This is a genomic window from Roseomonas gilardii (genome assembly GCF_001941945.1).
Lineage (GTDB): Bacteria > Pseudomonadota > Alphaproteobacteria > Acetobacterales > Acetobacteraceae > Roseomonas.
Genome location: NZ_CP015584.1, coordinates 450,297 through 468,059 on the forward strand (window position 1 = coordinate 450,297; position 17,763 = coordinate 468,059).

16 protein-coding genes and 2 pseudogenes are annotated in these 17,763 nt (G+C 65.3%); 11 read left to right on the forward strand and 7 right to left on the reverse strand.

All coding sequences use genetic code 11. The annotated features are described in order from the left end of the window. The first annotated feature begins 14 nt into the window (after positions 1 to 14). Positions 15 to 989, forward strand: coding sequence for a Bug family tripartite tricarboxylate transporter substrate binding protein (locus tag RGI145_RS21540; protein ID WP_075800569.1), 975 nt, complete (start codon positions 15 to 17; stop codon positions 987 to 989). Between the two features lie 181 nt (positions 990 to 1,170). Then, entirely contained in the window at positions 1,171 to 1,341 is a 171-nt protein-coding gene (locus tag RGI145_RS25235; protein WP_156878717.1) for a hypothetical protein, read from the forward strand. A gap of 409 nt (positions 1,342 to 1,750) precedes the next feature. Here the strand turns inward: RGI145_RS25235 and RGI145_RS21545 are convergent, their stop codons facing one another. Then, positions 1,751 to 2,644: a LysR family transcriptional regulator gene (locus RGI145_RS21545; RefSeq protein ID WP_075800570.1), complete on the reverse strand. Its 894-nt coding sequence runs from the start codon at positions 2,642 to 2,644 to the stop codon at positions 1,751 to 1,753. A gap of 319 nt (positions 2,645 to 2,963) precedes the next feature. Between RGI145_RS21545 and RGI145_RS21555 the strand changes: the two are divergent. From RGI145_RS21555 to RGI145_RS24790, 6 genes and pseudogenes are all read left to right on the forward strand, one after another. Further along, positions 2,964 to 4,154 (forward strand): annotated as a pseudogene (locus tag RGI145_RS21555) (aldo/keto reductase); the annotation flags it as partial. A gap of 18 nt (positions 4,155 to 4,172) precedes the next feature. Continuing rightward, on the forward strand, positions 4,173 to 4,913 hold the full coding sequence (locus RGI145_RS21560) for an SDR family oxidoreductase (protein ID WP_075800571.1): 741 nt from the start codon (positions 4,173 to 4,175) through the stop codon (positions 4,911 to 4,913). Positions 4,914 to 4,956: 43 nt separating this feature from the next. Next, a complete protein-coding gene (locus tag RGI145_RS21565) occupies positions 4,957 to 5,784 on the forward strand; it encodes an SDR family oxidoreductase (protein WP_075800572.1) in 828 nt (275 codons plus the stop codon). A 125-nt stretch (positions 5,785 to 5,909) separates the two neighbouring features. Next, the gene (locus RGI145_RS21570; RefSeq protein ID WP_075800573.1) at positions 5,910 to 6,149 is read left to right on the forward strand and encodes a type II toxin-antitoxin system Phd/YefM family antitoxin; all 240 of its coding nucleotides are present in this window, start codon (positions 5,910 to 5,912) and stop codon (positions 6,147 to 6,149) included. A gap of 2 nt (positions 6,150 to 6,151) precedes the next feature. Further along, positions 6,152 to 6,571, forward strand: a complete 420-nt coding sequence (locus RGI145_RS21575; protein WP_075800574.1) for a PIN domain-containing protein — start codon at positions 6,152 to 6,154, stop codon at positions 6,569 to 6,571. Between the two features lie 69 nt (positions 6,572 to 6,640). Beyond that, positions 6,641 to 7,055: pseudogene (locus RGI145_RS24790) on the forward strand (transposase). A 10-nt stretch (positions 7,056 to 7,065) separates the two neighbouring features. Here RGI145_RS24790 and RGI145_RS21590 read toward each other — a convergent pair. From RGI145_RS21590 to RGI145_RS21610, 5 genes are all read right to left on the reverse strand, one after another. Then, the gene (locus RGI145_RS21590; protein ID WP_208864015.1) at positions 7,066 to 7,806 is read right to left on the reverse strand and encodes a GntR family transcriptional regulator; all 741 of its coding nucleotides are present in this window, start codon (positions 7,804 to 7,806) and stop codon (positions 7,066 to 7,068) included. A gap of 172 nt (positions 7,807 to 7,978) precedes the next feature. Then, the gene (locus tag RGI145_RS21595; protein ID WP_167668392.1) at positions 7,979 to 8,947 is read right to left on the reverse strand and encodes a Bug family tripartite tricarboxylate transporter substrate binding protein; all 969 of its coding nucleotides are present in this window, start codon (positions 8,945 to 8,947) and stop codon (positions 7,979 to 7,981) included. A 36-nt stretch (positions 8,948 to 8,983) separates the two neighbouring features. Continuing rightward, positions 8,984 to 9,883, reverse strand: a complete 900-nt coding sequence (locus RGI145_RS21600) for an isocitrate lyase/PEP mutase family protein (protein WP_075800577.1) — start codon at positions 9,881 to 9,883, stop codon at positions 8,984 to 8,986. Positions 9,884 to 9,905: 22 nt separating this feature from the next. Further along, positions 9,906 to 11,411 carry a tripartite tricarboxylate transporter permease gene (locus RGI145_RS21605; RefSeq protein ID WP_075800578.1) on the reverse strand — a complete coding sequence of 502 codons (1,506 nt, stop codon included), beginning with the start codon at positions 11,409 to 11,411 and terminating at the stop codon, positions 9,906 to 9,908. 12 nt (positions 11,412 to 11,423) lie between these two features. Next, the gene (locus RGI145_RS21610; protein ID WP_167668394.1) at positions 11,424 to 11,915 is read right to left on the reverse strand and encodes a tripartite tricarboxylate transporter TctB family protein; all 492 of its coding nucleotides are present in this window, start codon (positions 11,913 to 11,915) and stop codon (positions 11,424 to 11,426) included. 206 nt (positions 11,916 to 12,121) lie between these two features. On the opposite strand from RGI145_RS21610, the gene RGI145_RS21615 reads away from it, so the two are divergent. Then, a complete protein-coding gene (locus RGI145_RS21615; protein WP_075800580.1) occupies positions 12,122 to 13,090 on the forward strand; it encodes an isocitrate lyase/PEP mutase family protein in 969 nt (322 codons plus the stop codon). Positions 13,091 to 13,545: 455 nt separating this feature from the next. On the opposite strand, the gene RGI145_RS21620 is transcribed toward RGI145_RS21615, so the two are convergent. After that, the gene (locus tag RGI145_RS21620; protein ID WP_083671338.1) at positions 13,546 to 15,579 is read right to left on the reverse strand and encodes a histidine kinase; all 2,034 of its coding nucleotides are present in this window, start codon (positions 15,577 to 15,579) and stop codon (positions 13,546 to 13,548) included. A gap of 379 nt (positions 15,580 to 15,958) precedes the next feature. Here RGI145_RS21620 and RGI145_RS21625 point away from each other — a divergent pair, with 379 nt between their 5' ends. Together RGI145_RS21625 and RGI145_RS21630 are read left to right on the forward strand one after the other, a co-directional pair. Next, positions 15,959 to 16,603, forward strand: coding sequence for a response regulator (locus tag RGI145_RS21625; RefSeq protein WP_237183322.1), 645 nt, complete (start codon positions 15,959 to 15,961; stop codon positions 16,601 to 16,603). Between the two features lie 175 nt (positions 16,604 to 16,778). Further along, positions 16,779 to 17,732: a SphA family protein gene (locus tag RGI145_RS21630; RefSeq protein WP_167668396.1), complete on the forward strand. Its 954-nt coding sequence runs from the start codon at positions 16,779 to 16,781 to the stop codon at positions 17,730 to 17,732. The last annotated feature ends 31 nt before the right edge of the window (positions 17,733 to 17,763 follow it).

Consider the following 17,763-nt stretch of genomic DNA (forward strand, 5'->3'; position numbering starts at 1 on the left):
AGAGGAACACGTTCATGATCGCAAGACGCACCGCTCTCGGCGCGGGGCTGGCGGCTGCCGCCTTCCCGCTGCGCGAGGCTCTGGCCGCCTATCCCGAGCGGCCCATTCGCTGGATCGTCGGCTACGCGGCCGGTGGCGGCACGGACATCCTCGCGCGTCTGATCGCGGCCAACATGTCCGCGCGGCTGGGCCAGCCGATCGTCATCGAGAACCGCCCCGGCGCCGCGACGGCCGTGGGGGCGGAGGCCGTGGCCAGGGCGGCGCCGGACGGCTACACGCTGTTCACGGCCGGGAACGAGACGCTGATCTTCAACCCGAACCTTTACCGCCGCCTGGCCTACGACCCCGCGAAGGACTTCGCGCCGATCGGCCTCATGGCACGCTTCCACCTCGTGCTGACGGTGCGCAAGGATTCGGAGGCTCGCGACGCAAGCGACCTGCTGGAGCGGGCCAGGACCCGGCCCGGCACCATCGCCTACGGCTCTCCCGGCGTCGGCTCGCCGCACCACCTGGCGATGGAGCGGGTGGCGCGCGAGACGGGCGTGACCATGAACCACGTGCCCTATCGCGGCATGGCGCCGGTGCTGAACGACCTGATGGCCAGCACGCTGGAAGCCGCCGTGGTGGACGCCGCCGCAGGCGGCGAGACGCTCCGCTCCGGCCGGGTGCGTCCCCTGGCCGTCTGCGCGCCCCAGCGCCTCGCCAGCCTACCCGACGTGCCGACGGTGACGGAGGCGCTCGGCCTGCCTCGCTTCGAGGCCTATGCTTGGCAGGGCGTCGTCGCGCCGGCCCGCACGTCGGATGCCATGGTCAGCAGGCTCTCCCAGAAGGTGGCGACCGCTCTGCAGGATCCCGCCGTGCGCAACCGCATGCTGGAGATCGGGCTGGAGCCGCTGACGGGCGGCCCGGCGGAGTACGCGCGCCTCATCGCCGACGAGCGCGCGGTGTGGGACCCCGTGGTCAAAAGCCTGAACTTGAACCTGGACTGAAGCCGACCACTCTGCTCGCGCCTGGATAATTCTTGTCACTCATACCGGCACGTCTTTGTATTGATCCTTCGCTGTTCGCGGCATCGGGGTCCGCCTCGTTGTCGCCGCGGCCGGCTTGGTGGTGGTGCCGCGCCCTGCCAGCGATCCCGGAACCGAGCCCCCTACGACATCGAGCACGGCCATGCTGGAGAGCGGAACGACGCCAGCCGCGCCGCCTGCTCCGGCCGGCCCCGGCTCGTCCCTTTGGCTGCGGCGTTCGCCACAGGTGGAGCGCGTGGTGGCCGCGATCGAGGTACTGGCCGGCAATAGCCCGGAGGGGGCGCAGGCCGTGGCCACCTCGGTCGGGGCATAACCCTCGCGCAAGCGAGGCTCGTCACCCTGCCGGAGCCGCCCGCCATGCGGCCGGAGGAACTGGCCGAGCGGGTACGCGACCTGACCACGCGGCTGGCATCGTGATGGCCGGTCAGAAGCCAGCCGCCGGCCTGGCGGCACGGCTGTGGGCTGCGCTGATGCGGACCGCCAGCGTGAGCGGGCGGGTCGCGGATGTCTGGGTCGAAGGCAGCCGGCATAGCCGGACCTTCGACACGCCCCTGATCCCCCGACCCAGATTCGACCGGATCAAGGCCGAAGGTCATTGCTCGTCACCGTCGCGGCCGACTGCACCGACCATCTCGCCAGCCGTCGGCAGCAACTGGAATCCCAGCCCTCTACGGAAGTAGGAAGAAGGCGCCTGAGCTTCCGACCCGAACAAGCCTCTCACGTCATCCCCGATAGCGAAGCGCTTCGACGAGAATGGCGAAGGCAGGCGTGGGTTGCCGGCGGCTCGGATAGTAGAGGTGGTAGCCCGTGAAGGGCGGACACCAATCCTCCAGCACGCGGACGAGCCGGCCCTCGGCAAGCTGCCGGACCACGCGATCCTCCATCACGAACGCAAGTCCGAACCCGGCCTCGGCCGCCCGCACCACCATCGTCGTGTTGTTGAACGCCAGTTGACCGTCGACCCGGACCCGGATCTCGTGGCCGTTCTTCTCCAGCTCCCAGGCGTAGAAGCCGCCGGCCGTGGGCAGGCGTAGGTTGATGCAGCGGTGCCTGGCGAGATCCTGCGGGGTGGCCGGAGCGGGATGGCTGGCGAAATAGGCGGGGGAGCCGACCACCGCCATGCGCAGATCGGGTCCGATCCGGGTCGCGACCATGTCCTTCGCGACCGCTTCCCCGAGCCTCACCCCGGCGTCGAAGCGGCCGGACACGATATCCACCAGGCTGGAGTCGATGCTCAGCTCGACGTTGATGTCCGGGTAGGTGGGCAGGAGCCGGTGGAGCACCGGCCAGAGCACGGTGGTCACGGCATGTTCGGACGCGGTGATGCGGACCGAGCCGGCCGGCCGCTCGCGCATCGCGCCCAGCGTGGCGAGTTGCCCCTGAATGCTGTCGAACGCCGGCACCAGCGTGCCGAGAAGCGCTTCGCCTGCCTCCGTGGGGACCACGCTGCGCGTGGTACGCGTGAGCAGGCGCACTCCGAGCCGGGCTTCCAGCCGCCGGATCGTGTGGCTGAGCGCCGACTGCGACGTGCCGAGCCCGGCCGCAGCCCGGGTGAAGCTCCGGGCCTCGGCCACGGCCAGGAACGCCCCCAGGTCGGACAGGTCTTCGCGTCGCATTCATGAACCGTTGATATAGGTTCGTGCGGATTACAACAGCTAATCGCATTCCAGCACCGGGCCTATGTGAGCGGCGAGGATAGAGGACCGCTCATGGAGATCACACGCGCCGGATCGCAACCCTCGGCCCGGGGGCCTGCCAAGTATTTCACGGGGGCGGTTCGGATCGGACACCCCTTTCGCTGACAGCGGCGGGCTCTCGGGCGCACTCGTCACCTTCAGCCAAACGCGCGGACGGCGTGGCACACCCACCCGCTCGGGCAGACGATCCTGATCGTGTCCGGGCTCGGTTGGGTCCAGCGCGAGGCGTTCCGGCCTCTCGAAGCGGGATCGCAGCCTCTTCACGGTGGCGGCGCTGGTCGCCGGCTACCGCCAGAACGAATTGCCAGGCCATGTCCGCCGCGCCCTCGCCAACGGGGTAACGCAGGACGAACTGGCCGAACTCGTCACCCATCTTGCCTTCTACGGCGGTGCCCGTGCTGCGGGCTGCTTTCGCCGAAATCGACAGACCATCGGAGTAGGAATCATGCAGATACGCACACTCGGGGCCAGCGGCCTCCAGGTTTCCGCCCTCGGCCTCGGCTGCATGGGCCTGAGCTACGGCTACGGCCCGGCGACCGAGAGGGAAGCGGCCATCCGTCTCATCCGCGCCGCCTTCGAGCACGGGGTCACGTTCTTCGACACGGCCGAGGCCTACGCCCAGGGCGCCAACGAGGAACTGCTCGGCGAGGCGCTGACACCGGTCCGCGACCAGGTGGTGATCGCCACCAAGTTCGGCTTCCGGGACGGTGACGCCGGCAAGGGCCAGGACAGCCGGCCGGAGCGCATCCGCGCGGTGGCGGAGGCCGCGTTGAAGCGGCTGCGGACCGACCGCATCGACCTGTTCTACCAGCACCGCGTCGATGCCGACGTGCCGATGGAGGACGTCGCCGGCACGGTCAGGGAGCTGATCCAGCAGGGCAAGGTGAAACACTTCGGCCTGTCCGAAGCCGGGGCGGAATCGATCCGCCGTGCCCACGCCGTGCAGCCGGTGGCGGCGCTGCAGAGCGAGTACTCACTGTGGTGGCGCGAGCCCGAGAGAGAGATCCTGCCGCTGCTGGAGGAGCTTGGCATCGGTTTCGTGCCGTTCAGCCCGCTCGGCAAGGGGTTCCTCACCGGCGCGATCGACTCTGACACCCGCTTCGACCAGTCGGACTTCCGCAATCTCGTGCCGCGCTTCTCGGCGGCGAACCGGCAGGCCAATCAGGGATTGGTGGACACGTTAGGGCGGATCGCCGCCGCGCGGCAGGCGACGCCGGCGCAGATCGCGCTGGCCTGGCTGCTCGCGCAGAAGCCCTGGATCGTGCCCATTCCGGGCACCGCCAAACTGCACCGCCTGGAGGAGAACCTGGGCGCCGCCAACATCACGCTGACGGCCGACGACCTCCGGACGATCGAGGCGGCCCTGTCGGGTATCACCGTCCAGGGTGACCGCTACCCGGCGCACCTGCAGGCCCGGGTCGGCCGCTGAACGAGGGGAGACAGGATCATGACACAGGGTATCGAGGGCAAGGTCGTCGTCATCACCGGCGCGTCCAGCGGACTTGGCGAAGCGACTGCCCGCCACTTGGCGGTGCAGGGCGCCAAGCTGGTGCTGGGTGCCCGCCGGGACGACCGGCTCCAGGCGCTCGCGGCCGAACTCGGCCTCGGCGCCGGGGCGGCGGTGGCGACGGACGTGACCGACGCCGGGCAGGTGAAGGCGCTGGTCGATGTCGCAGTCACGACGCACGGCCGGATTGACGTGATGCTGAACAATGCCGGCCTGATGCCGCACTCACCGCTTGAGCGACGCAAGGTCGATGACTGGGACCGGACGATCGACGTCAACCTGAAAGGGGTACTCTACGGCATCGCGGCGGCGCTGCCGCACATGATACGGCAGAAAAGCGGGCACATCATCAATGTGTCATCCGTCGCCGCCTACAAGGTCCGGCCGGGCAGCGCCGTGTACGCAGCCACCAAGGCCGCGGTGCGGATGCTTTCCGAGGGGCTGCGCCAGGAGGTCAAGCCCTACAACATCCGCACAACGATCATCTCCCCTGGCGCCATACAGTCGGAGCTGCCGCAGAGCGTCAACGAGCCGGACGTGGCCCGCGGCATCGCCGACTTCTACGATCAGGTCGCCATTCCGGCCGACAGCTTCGCCCGCGTGGTCGCCTTCGCCATCGGCCAGCCGGACGAGGTGGACATCAACGAGATCCTGTTCCGCCCCACGGCACAGGATCTCTGATGACCGTGGCGCCCGTAGTGGGAACCCCGGCTGGAGAGGCAGCGTGAAGAACGTTATCGTCCTGATCGGCACCGGCTCCATCGGCCAGGCCATCGTGCGTCGTGTAGGTTCCGGCAAGCACCTCCTGCTAGCCGACCTGCGGGCGGAGAGCGCCAAGGCAGCTGCCCGGATCCTGTCCGACGCCGGGTTCGAGGTGTCCACGACGAAGGTGGACGTATCGTCGCGTGCCTCGGTTGGCACCCTGGTCGGGACAGCGACAGCCCTGGGCCAGGTGGTAAACCTCATCCACGCGGCTGGTGTGTCTCCCTCGCAGGCACCACCGGACGCCATCCTCAAGGTCGACCTCTACGGAACGGCACTCGTGCTCGAGCTGTTCGGTGACGTCATCGCCTGCGGCGGCGCGGGCGTGGTCATCGCATCGCAGTCAGGCCACCGCTTGCCGCCGCTCTCCGCCGAGCAGAGCGCCTTGCTGGCCACCACGCCCACGGAGAAGCTGCTGACCCTGCCTATGCTGCAGCCTGGCGAGGTCAGGGACTCGCTGCACGCCTACCAGCTTTCCAAGCGCGGCAACTCACTGCGTGTCATGGCCGAGGCGGTGCGCTGGGGAAAGCGTGGTGCCCGGGTCAACACGATCAGCCCCGGCATCATCATGACCCAACTGGCGAACGACGAGCTGAGGGGGCCGCGCGGGCTGGGCTACCGTCGGGTGATGGAGCTGTCCGCCGCGGGACGGGCCGGTACCCCGGACGAGGTGGGCGCCGTCGGCGCACTCCTCCTGGGCCCCGATGGAGCCTTCATCACGGGAAGCGGTTTCCTCATGGATGGTGGGGTCACTGCGGCGTACTGGTTCGGCGACTTCAAGCCCCGGTAGGGAGTTTCGGGCCTGCCTTGATCGTCGCCTGGGAATGACCGCCCTCCACCTTCAGCCGAGGACAGGGCGTTGCGGCACGACGCCGTCATTGTTAATGTAGTTATATTCACTACCTGAGAACAGCCATGGACCAGATGATCTCCGCCGCCGAGGCGAACCGCAGCTTCTCCCAGCTGCTCCGGGAGGTTCGCTCAGGTCAGTCGTTCGTCGTAACGAACCATGGCAGGCCCGTGGCGCGGATTGTGCCCTTCGACGCGGCTGACGCCTCCCGAGAGCAGACCCGCTCGGCTCTGCTGGAGCGGCTGGCCGCGCAGTCCGTGACCGATGTCGGCCCCTGGCACCGGGACGACCTCTACGAGCGCTGAGGGTGCGGGTCGCCCTCGACACCAACGTTCTGGCCTACGCGGAGGGCGTCAACGGCCCGGAGCGCAGGCAGGCCGCCCTGCAGGTGGTGCGGGAACTGGTCGGCGACGAGGTGATCCTGCCGATCCAGGTGGTTGCGGAGCTGTTCACGGTGCTGACCCGCAAGGCACGCTGGCCGGCGGCTCAGGCCAGGGCTGCCGCACGGCAATGGATCGACTCCTATACGGTCTTCGACACGACCGCCGCCGTGCTGGCCGACGCGATGGAGCTGGCGGTGGCGCACCACCTTGCCAGCTGGGATGCCGTGATCCTCGCCGCCGCGGCACAGGCTGAATGCCGCCTGCTGCTGTCGGAGGATATGCAGGACGGCTTCGTCTGGCGCGGCGTGACGGTGAGGAACCCGTTCCCGAAGAAGTCCGGCTGAGGTTAGGGTCTGTTAGCGCCTGAACGCTATGCGAGGGATGGGCGTTCTCCTGACTTTAGGGAGGGCGGGATGGGGCTGACGGATGGGCAGTGGGCGGTTCTGGAACCGCTGATCGAGGCGTGGCGCCCGGCCGCCAAGGTGCCGCCACAGCACCTGCGACGGACGGTCAGCGCGATCATCTGGCGGCACGACAACGGAGCGAAGTTGCGGGCGCTGCCGGAGGAGCCGGGGCCATGGTGGATGACTGCCCAGACCTTCATTCGCTGGAGCCGCCTGAGCGTGTGGAAGCGGCTGCTGGGCCACCGGGCGCAACGAGGCCCCTGTCGCCTGCCGGGACTGGATCTACAACAATCGCAACCTCGTCGAGCGTCTCTGGGCCAGGATCAAGGAGTGGCGTGCCGTGGCTACCCGATACGAGAAGACCGCCTCCTCCTTCCTCGCTGTCCTTCAACTCGCCGCCGCACTCGACTGGCTCAGACGCTAACAGACCCTAATTACGCTGCTGATGTTGCTTTCATCTCCATGCCACCTTTATCTGTTTGAACGCCATCGAGTGCCTCGCTGCGCCGGCGCCTTGCCCCAGCGATGTGACGGCGCATCAGGATCTCGGCCAGTTCCGCGTCCTTCTCCTCAATCGCTGCCAGGATCCGGCGGTGTTCGACAAGCGCTCTCGTCCGAAGCGCCAGGCTATCCCTGCGGCTGCGGTAGAGCCGCAAGAGCGGGTAGAACTGCTCGCACAGCATCTCGATCAACAGTGGATTGCCGCTGGCCCGTGCGATGATGAAGTGGAAGTCGTGGTCGGCGCTGCCCAGCGCCGTATGCTCGGGCGGCAGCTTCCCGGCCAGCTGAGCTTCATGGCGCGACACGGTTTCCCGCAACATGCCGAACTCCCGTTCGCTCATGCGTGTGGCAGCCTCCCGCGCGGCAAGGCCCTCCAGCACTTCGCGGACGGCAAAGATGCTGTCCAGCATCGCGGGCGTCGCTTCCACCACCCGCGCGCCCTGGTTCGCTGAGCGCGTGATCAGCCGCCTCTCCTGCAAGCGGTGCAACGCCTCACGCAACGGGCCGCGGCTGACACCATAGCGTTGTGCCAGCAAAGGCTCGCTGATCTTGGAGCCCGGCGGCAAATCGCCGCGCAGGATCGCCTCGGTCAGCCGGCGAAACAATTGTTCCGCCAGCGTGCCCTGCGCGTCGGCGTCATCCTCACTGGGCAAAGGGACGGCAGGATCGGACAAGGCAGGCTCCTGGACGGCTCTCGAACGCACCGATCCGACATAGCAATGCACTGGGCTCGCCGGAAGGCCGTTGCGCGTCATGGGGCCGAGACCCGGCGCAGCTGTGGCGCCGCCAACCCGTATGGGAGCGGGCTGCTCCGCAAGCACGAGGAAGCCACGGCGCCTGTGCTCATCAAACGGCCATGCCCAGCTCGCTCAGGATCTCACGTGCCTGCCGTGCCTCCTCCTTGATGAAGGCCTGATACTCAGCCTCGGGCATATAGAGGTCCAGCCAGCCGCGGTCCTTCATGATCTGCTGCCATCGTGGTGATTGCACCAGCTTGGCAAAGAATTCGGACAGGCCCTTCGCCTGCTCCTCGGTGAGGGAGGGATGGACGGATACCCCGCGCCAGTTCGCGAAGATGATGTCGTAGCCCATCTCGCGCAGCGTTGGTGCCTCCAGCCCCGGCAGCCGCTCCGGGGCCGCCACGGCCAGCAACCGCATCTTGCCGGCCTCTACCTGGGTGATGAAGTCCTGCATGCCGCCACCAACCAGGCTGACCTGACCACTGAGGGCGGAGATCACGACCTCTCCGGTATTGGGGTGTGGAATGAAGTTCAGGCGCTTCAGGTCCACTCCGGCGATCTTGGCGATGCGCGCGAAGAAGATGTTCTCCGTCGAGCCTGGGGAACCGCCGCCCCATGCGATGGAACCGGGATCGGACTTGAAGCGCTGGATCAGATCCTGGAACGAGCGGATCGGCGAGTCCGCCCGCACCACGATCACCTCGTATTCACCAGCCAACCGCGCCAAAGGCCGGACATCCGCCAGCGATACCGGTGTCTTGTTGGTCAGGGGGAAGAACACGGTGCCCGCTCCCTGCACAACCACAGCTTGTGCATTGCCGCGCTTGCTGGTTACGAATTGTGAGATGGCAACCATGCCACCTCCGCCAGGGACGTTGTTGACGCGCACGGCCGGTGCCAGATGGTCGTGTCGTACCGCATCCTCGATGGCACGGGCCACCTGGTCCAACCCACTGCCAGGGCCACCTGGCACCGTGACGTCGAGGACGCGTATCGCCTGCGCCAGCGCCTCCCGCACCAGAATCGAGCCGAACGTGGCACCGAGGGTTGCGCCTAGCATGGTGCGACGGGTCATGGTCATTTTCTGTATCCTCCCTGCTTGTTCGTGGTGTCAGGCGATGGCGTGCGGCCGCAGCAAACGCGACGCTTCCGCCTGAAAGCGCTCCTCCGCCGCCTGCACGTCATCCAGGCCCACGAGGTCATAATAGGCATCGAGCGGCATCAGCCGATCCTCGACGGCCGCCAAGGACTGGGTCGATGCCAGGTCTTCCAGCACGGTGCCGACGGCCTGTGCGGCGGCGAAGAGGCCGATCGACGGCATGCTGACGGCGGCGACGCCCAGCGCGCGCAGGTCGGCGATATCCACTCGCGCACGGCCCGCGGCCTGTGACAGCGTCGCCATGAACGGGCATGGCACTTCGGCAATGGCGCGGGCGATCTCATCCGTCCGGTCCACTGTCTGCGGCTTGGCAAGGTCTGCGCCCGCGTCCAGGAAGAGGCGGCAGCGCATCAGGGCCTCCTCCAGCCCCAGCACGCTCCGGGCGTCGGTACGGGCGATGATCACCATGTCCGGATCACGGCGGGCTGCCACGGCGGCACGGATCTTGGCCAGCATCTCGTCTATGGGCACCACGGACTTGCCGGGCAGGTAGCCGCAGCGGTTGGGGAAAGTCTGGTCGCCGATCATGATGCCGGCGGCCCCCGCGGCCTCGAAGCTGCGCACGGCCTGGGTCACGTTGTGCACGCCGCCAAAGCCGGTATCCGCGTCGACGGTTACGGGAGCATCGACCGCTGCGCAGATGCGGCCATAATGCTCCGCCATGTCACGCATGTTCGACTGGCCCATATCCGGCTGCCCCAGGGTCGATCCGATGGCGGCGTAGCCGCCAGCACCGATCACCCTGAAGCCGGCCCGGTGGGCGAGGCGGGCGGAAAGCGCATCGTAGACGCCCGGCACGATATGGGCGGCACGTTCGAGAAGCAGTTGGCGGTAAAGGCGACGTTGGGTCATGCCCGGCACTCCGTCTGGAAGATCAAGGATGGATAGCCCCCGCGGGGCGCCGGCGCAGCAGCCGCAGCACCGCCGGGGCCAGCACCAGGATCAGGGCCAGCAGAAGCAGGCTGCCGGAGAGCGGATGAGTGACGAAGACGCTCCAGTCTCCCTGGCTGACGGCCAGGGCGCGGCGCATCTGCTGCTCGATCATCGGGCCCAGGATCAGGCCGAGGATCACCGGCACCACCGGAACGTCGAGCAGGCGCAGCACCAGCCCGAGCATGCCGATGCCCCAGAGCAGCACGAGATCGAAGGGATTGCCGTTGAGGCTGTAGGTCCCGAGCGTCGCGAAGACCAGGATGCCGCCATAAAGCCAGGGCTTGGGAATGGAGAGCAGCCTCACCCACAATCCCACCATGGGCAGGTTCAGCACCAGCAACAGCACGTTGCCGACATAAAGGCTGGCGATCAGGCCCCAGACCAGCTCCCCGTTGCTCTGGAACAGCATGGGGCCTGGCCGCAGCCCGTATTGCTGGAAGGCGGCCAGCATCACGGCGGCGGTGGTGGAGGTCGGCAGGCCCAACGCCAGGAGGGGTGCCAGCGCGCCGGCCGCCGAGGCGTTGTTTGCGGCTTCCGGCCCGGCCACACCCTCGATGGCACCCTCTCCGAATTCCTGCGGGTTCCGTGAGAGGCGCTTCTCGGTGGTGTAGGACAGGATGGTCGGGATCTCGCTGCCACCCGCCGGCATGGCGCCGATGGGAAAGCCGATCAACGTGCCGCGCAGCCATGGTTTCCAGGACCGGCGCCAGTCCTCCCGGCTCATCCACATCGAACCGCGCAGGGCATGGATCTTGTCCGGCGCACCACCTTCCTTGGCCGCGACATAGAGGGTCTCGCCCACCGCGAAGAGGCCGACCGCGACCACCACGGTATCGATGCCATCCAACAATTCCACAATGCCGAAGGTGAAGCGTGCCTGTCCGGTCTGCGGATCCATCCCTACCGCGCCCAGCAGAAGGCCAATGAACAGCGCCGCCATGCCCATGAAGACGGAGCGCCCGAGCACGGCAGTGACGGTGGCCAACGACAGGATCATCAGCGCGAAGTAATCGGGAGCGGTAAGGCGCAGCGCCACTTCCACCAGCAGTGGTGCTGCGAACGTCAGGCCGGCCGTGGCGATGGTGCCGGCGATAAAGGAGCCGATGGCGGCAGTGGCCAGGGCCTGCGCACCGCGTCCCTTGCGGGCCATGGCGTTGCCGTCCAGTGCGGTCATCATGGCCCCAGCCTCGCCAGGCGTGTTGAGCAGGATGGAAGCCGTGGAGCCGCCATACTGCGCGCCGTAGTAGATGCCGGCGAACATGATGAAGGCGGACACTGGCTCCAGCCCCAGCGTCATCGGCATCAGCAAGGCCACGGTGGTCGCGGGACCGATGCCGGGGAGGACGCCGATGGCGGTGCCCAGCGTGACGCCGACGCAGGCCCAGAACAGGTTGGCCGGCAGCAGGGCTACACTGAAGCCATGCATCAGGGCGAGGAACGTTTCCATTGGTGTGCGTCCTCAGCCCTGCTGAAACAACGGGGCAAGCGCGCCCAATGGCAGGTCCAGTCCCAGGCCCGCATCGAAGGCGAACAGGATCAGCCCGCCGAAGACGAACCCGATCAGCAGGTTCAGCCACAGGCGCCGGTTGCCGAACGCCCATGCGCCAGCGGCAAACAATGTGGCGGTCAAAGGGATCCAGCCGAGCGTCTCGATTAGCGCCGCTTCCAGCAGCAGTCCCGCGGAGATCACCGCGACAGGCTTCCAGTCCACCCCCGGTCCGGACGGTTCCGTCGGTGTCGTCGCGACACGGCTGCGCCGGCCGATGGAATCCGCGATGATCCCGAGGGATGCCAGCAGCAGGCCAATCCCCATGATGCTGGGAAACAGGCGTGGCCCGACCGCGTCGTAGCTGAAGCCCGAGGGGATGGAAGCGGTGCTGGCCAGGACGGCGATGGCGAGCAGAAGCATCGCTGCGCCAAACGCGGCCTCGGCTGGATTTCTGATGGACATGGACCTCTCCCTTGCTGCCTGCCTGTACCGGGCGCCGGCTGATGCCGGTCGGCGAGCTTGGGGAGCCATCATGTGGAGTAGGCGAGATGTGTCAACATTTTTAAGGGAAGGAACGCTATTTTCTCGGGATATCCCGAAACAACCATTGATTTTGGGGGATAAATGTCAACACAATGGCCGAAGGAGCTATATGGGAGGCTTGGGCCATGCATTTGCGCGAGACCGTCGTCCAGGGGCGGATGAGCACGGAACTGCGCCGCCAGCTCCGCGAGGATCCACGTCCGCTGCCATGGATCTCCGGAGCAACGCCACATCACGCGCAACTGGCCGAAGCGGCCGGGTTCCGCCTGTTCGGCATCTCCGGGTCTCAGGCGTCAGCCCATATCCTGGGGATGCCCGACGCCGGGCTGATGACCCTGACGGAGGTGGCCGAGAACATTCGCCGCGTCTGCCAAGCGGTGACCATCCCGGTCATTGCTGATTGTGAAACGGGCTTCGGCAACGTGGTCAACACCACCCGGGCGGTGCACGAGTTCATCATCGCCGGTGCCGCCGGTTTCTTCCTGGAGGATCAGTCTTTCCCGAAGCGCTGTGGCTTCACGAAGGGTGTCGAGGTCATCCCGATCCCGGAAGCCGTGGCGAAGTACCGCGCGGCCTGCGCGGCGCGGGATAGGCTGGATCCAGATGTCGTCGTGATCGCCCGCACCGATTCCCGCGCCGCGGTTGGTGGCAGCGTGGACGAGGTCCTGCGGCGCTGCGAGGCCTATCTGCAGGCCGGGGTGGATATGTTGATGGTGATGGCGCTGCAGAGTCGCGAAGAGATGCGGCGTGTGGTGGAGGCGTTCCCGGGTACCGATATCTACATCAATGCGAGCTCCGTCCGGCCGCCCCTGACGCATACGGAGTATCGAGAGATGGGCGTTGCGACCTACAACGTCTCCATTTCCAAGGTGGCGCAGATCATGATGCAGCGATTCCTGTCCGATTATCGCGAACGGGGCGCCGATGCGTTCAATGACTTCATGGCAGATGCCAAGGCCAGGCCACAGGACACCTTCGCCTATCTGGAGCTGACTGGTTTTCCGGCGGTCCTCGAACTGGAGAAGCGATTCCTGCCCCCTGACCAGCTCAGCAAGTACGAGCTTTCCCTGGGAGAGTATGATCCCAGAACCTGAACTGCGCCCAGATCACCATAGGCCCTGAGCAACATTCTGGCGTTCCCTTTCCAAACCAGACGGAGCCACCTTATGTCGGGAATATGAAGCCGGTCCGTCGGGATATCGATTAGCGGACGGTAGCATGCCGCCCTGGGCACCGCGCCGGTCTGGCCCGCAACCGACCCCGCTGGCCGAAGCCGGGATCGTGTACGAGGTGACGGGGAGGAGGAGCTTCAGGGCTTTTGGAGCGAGTTAGAGCTTGCTCGTTTCGATTGTGCCGGTCATGCCCATGGCACTGATGCTGCCCCGCAATCGGCGCTGATCGTTTCTCACGGAAAATCCCGTTGGACTGCCTCCATGATCATCGCACGCACCCTTTGGTCTTGCTGGCCGCAAGGGATTATGGTCTTTCGCCCTGCACTTCAGCGGTAAGTAGCAGGCAACGCCCATCCACCATCCGTATTCACGCAGCATCACTGGAGTTCAGGAATCCAGGCCTCTACCAGCGTTCCGCTTGGCTTAGCTTCCTGAATGTTGAGCCAACCACGGAGCTGCCGAATCCGCTCTGACATACCATAAATTCCGATCCCAAACTCAATGACAGCACTATTACCAGAGTCATGCATCGCAACCGGGTGCGGCAGTCCTTGTCCATTGTCCTTCACGCGCAGGAGCAATCCTCCAGCCTCCGAGTTCAAGGCGATACGGACAGCTGAACAACCGGAATGCCGGATCGCGTTCGACAGAGCTTCCTGAGCTATTCGGAACAAGGCGAGCTCGATCTCCGGAGCTGGTCGTGCGGCGCTGACATTGTCATCGACGAACACATCGATGGCAATGTCAGCCTGTCGCGCTAAACGTCCCGAGTACCAGCCGAGTGCCGCACCAAGTCCCCGCTCCTCCAGGAGCGGAGGGTGCAGGACGTAGGCGATGGTACGAATTTCCTGCTGGCTACGCTCGATCAATTCCTGCGCATCCGAGATATGGACTGTCGGGGACGGGACAGCCGCTTGTGCCCTTGCCAGGTACATGCTGGCTGCGGACAAGAGTTGCGCCGTACTGTCATGCAGGTCTCGGGCGATACGTCGCCGTTCGCTATCCTGCGCCGCCAGCAGCTGGGCACCAATTCGGCGTAGGTTTGATTTGGCCTGGGCAATTTCCGTGACATCTCGGATAGAGACGAAAACCGATGCCCTCTGTGCAGAAAGGCGAATCTCGTAGTTGCGGATTTTCCCCTCCTCGCGCACTTGCCGTAGGCAGCGGCGCGTGTGTCCCGGGGGTAGCTGTTGGTCAAGGCAGCGACGCAGCAGGGTCGCACGTTCCTCATCCATTTGATCCCAATCCAGGTTCCGCCGGCGCATATGCGACACATGCATGAACTGGAGGAAGGTACGGTTCGTGGCCTCGAGGTAAATGGCTCCGCCTGATGCGATACGAAGGATGCACAGCGCGTCCGCCGACTGGTCCCAGAACCTGTTGAGTTGCTGCTCTGTCACAGCATGCCGCTCCAACGCGACACGCAGGGCCGTCGTCAGTCCTTGGACCGAGGCCAGTATCTCCCTTCTGACCACCACGAGGCCAAGGTCGGCAGCATAGGCCGCAATGAGCCCGGCTGTGGCCAAGGCTGCCAGCAACATGACAAGGCGCAACGTAGGATCGAATCGGTTCATCTGGACAAAGCTGATCCATTGGGTCGCACTCGAACGATGAAGCACAGCTTCGTGGATACGCAGTCCATGGCGGCGGATCAGCAAGCGCTGCTTGTCCTGGCGCGTGGCGGTCTCGAAGATGAGGCCCGCTACAGCCGCATCTGCGGACCGCACTTCCGGGCCACCGGAGTTCGCGATGTTCTTGCCTTGCCAATCGATGATTCCACCGGACCAGGATGCCGGAAAGCGAATATCGGGCAGAATGTTGACAAAAGCCGATTGCCGAATAGCCTCCAGCAAGCCGTAGTGGCGGTCTCCGGTGGCGGAAACAGGCGTCGTCACGTAAATGGCATAGGTTTGCGCAACAGGAGCCCACTGAAGGCTTCCAATGATTGTGTGACCGTTGCGGATGAACTTGCTGATGAATTCCTTTGCTTCCGGCCTGCTCGCAGTCACATCTGGCAGATCAGGATAGCCATAAGGACGAAGTGTGTTGATCAGGACTTTCCTAGTCTGGTCATACACGATGAACCAGCTTTCCTCCGAGTGAGGTATGTCTCGTAGCTGTGTATCGAACTCGGCAAAATGCTCCTGGCGCAGACTCTCCAGCTTTGAAAGCACTTCCACCCGCGTTCGGCTTGCCAGGATCACACGTTCAGCAGCGGCACTGACATCACGTGCGATCATGCCGGCCTGCTCATAGTACCGGCTTTCATCGGATAGGTGCCGTGCCGCAAGATGGAAACCGATAGCTGCCACAGCAATCGTGATGGCCAGTGCGACACAGACGCGGGTCCGCTTGGCACGGACACCTTGGTACAGGCGGCTCGCCGGGCGTGACAGGGCTTCCTCGCTCATGTCACTGTTTCCGTATTGTCGAAGCCGTGGTCAGATCTGGAAGGGGCGGATGCTACGCACCCAAGGCAGAAAATCACCTTTCCGTGTGTGTTCTGCTTTATCTCGAAAGTTGGCTTCTTCTGGTCTCTCCCGTCCCGGCACGGCAATTCGACCTCCGACTGATCACTCAGGTGTCTTCCCGCACCTTCTCAGGGTTTTACCGGATTTCAGACTAGGTAAAACGATTCAAAACTGCAAAGACTTCCTTGCGGCTCTTCCAGGGGGAGTTCAGGGCTCGAAAGCGTTCGGAAATGACGTCCAAAACAGGGGGGCTGCCTTCACTCCTGCCAAGATTGGAGAAACGCTGACAGGGAGAGCGCATGTGGAGAGATCAAAGCCGGTGCGTATCCTGGTGGCCGATGACCACGATGTGGTGCGGCACGGATTACGTGCATTGATCGAGGCACAACCGGGCTGGGAGGTTTGCGGCGAAGCGACGAACGGGCAGGACGCGACGGAGATGGCGAAAGATCTCACGCCTGACATCGCTATCCTTGACGTCTTCATGCCGCTGCTGAACGGACTGGAGGCAACGCGGCTGATCCGCAAGGTCTCGCCTGGCACCGAGGTTCTGATCTTCACCATGCACGAGAGCGAGCAGTTGATTCGCGAAGTTCTTGCCGCTGGTGCCAGAGGCTATTTGCTGAAATCCGACACAGGGCGCTCGCTGGTCGCTGCGGTCGAGGCCTTGGCTTCGCATCGACCCTATTTCAACTGGAAAGTCAACGAAACCATCCTGGAAGGCTTTCTCCGGGCGACGCCGACTGATGGAACAGTCGGCACACAGGAGGTGCTGACAGCCCGAGAGCGCGAGATCGTGCAGCTGCTCGCGGAGGGAATGCGGACCAGGGAGATGGCGGCACGGCTGGGGGTCAGCGTCAAGACAATCGAGACCCATCGTGCTGCGGTAATGCGCAAGCTCGGTGTCCACTCGGTGGTCGACCTGGTGCATTATGCACTGCGCAATAAGATCATCTCGATCTGATCCAGGGTAAAACCCTGATACGAGAATACGGCGATTTTTCTCGATGAATCATCGAAAAGCCTGATCGCATTCCGCCTGCGACGTCCTCTAGATCTTTCCGTGTCCGACACAGCATCCCGTCTCGCGGGATGGGGCACCAAAGGATCGTCCAGACGAAAGGATGGAGTGGTTCGCCATGCTGCTGAAAGACCGTTCCTGGCGTCCGGATCTGTGTGTCCTCACCATCGTGCTCCTCGGCTCCGCTGTTCAAGGAGGCCGTGAGGCCTATGCCACCGAGGGCGGCTTCGGTCATTATGTCATCGGCGCCTTCGGCGCGCCGGCCGCAGGCGTCGTCCCGCCGGAGCCGGGCGTCTACTGGCTCAACACCAACGTCTACTATTCCGGCTCCGCCAGCCGGTCGCTGTCGGTGCCGATCGGCCGGACCCTCTCCGCCGGGCTTAAGATCGAACTGTTCAGCACGAGCTTCGGTGCCGTCTATATCCCCAGGCTCGATCTCGGCCCGTTCACCGTTGGCTTCAGTATCAACATCCCGGTCGGCTTCGTCTGGGCCGAGGCCTTCGCGGGAGCGCGCAACCTGCGCCAGAGCGTGTCCGGCCTGGGCGATGTCGTGCTGACGCCGTTCATGCTGGGCTATCATAACGGCAGCCATTTCGCGCAGGCACGGCTCGACGTCTTCGCCCCTACGGGCGAATACGACGCGGACGACATCGCGGTGGTCGGCCTGAACTACTGGACCTTCACGCCGACGCTCGCCTACAGCTACATCCGCCCTGGCCTTGATGTTTCCGTCAACGGCGGCATCGACTTCAACACCCGCAACACCAAGACGGACTACACCAGCGGGACCGTGACACATCTCGACGCCTCCGTCACGCTGGACGTGGGGGGCGGCTTCGGCCTCGGCGTCTTCGGCGCCGCCCTGTACCAGATCAGCGACGATCGCGGCGGCCTGGCCAACCGGCTCGACGGCTTCCGCGGCCGCTCCTTCTCGGTCGGGCCGCTGGCCCGCTACGCCTTCCAGCTCGGCAATGCGCACATCAACGCGAACCTGAACTGGGCGCCGGAATTCGGCGTCCGCAACCGGCCCGAGGGTGGGGCCGTCTACTTCCGACTGTCGGGCGTGTTCTGAATGCCGCGCCGGGAAGGCGAGGCAAGGGAGG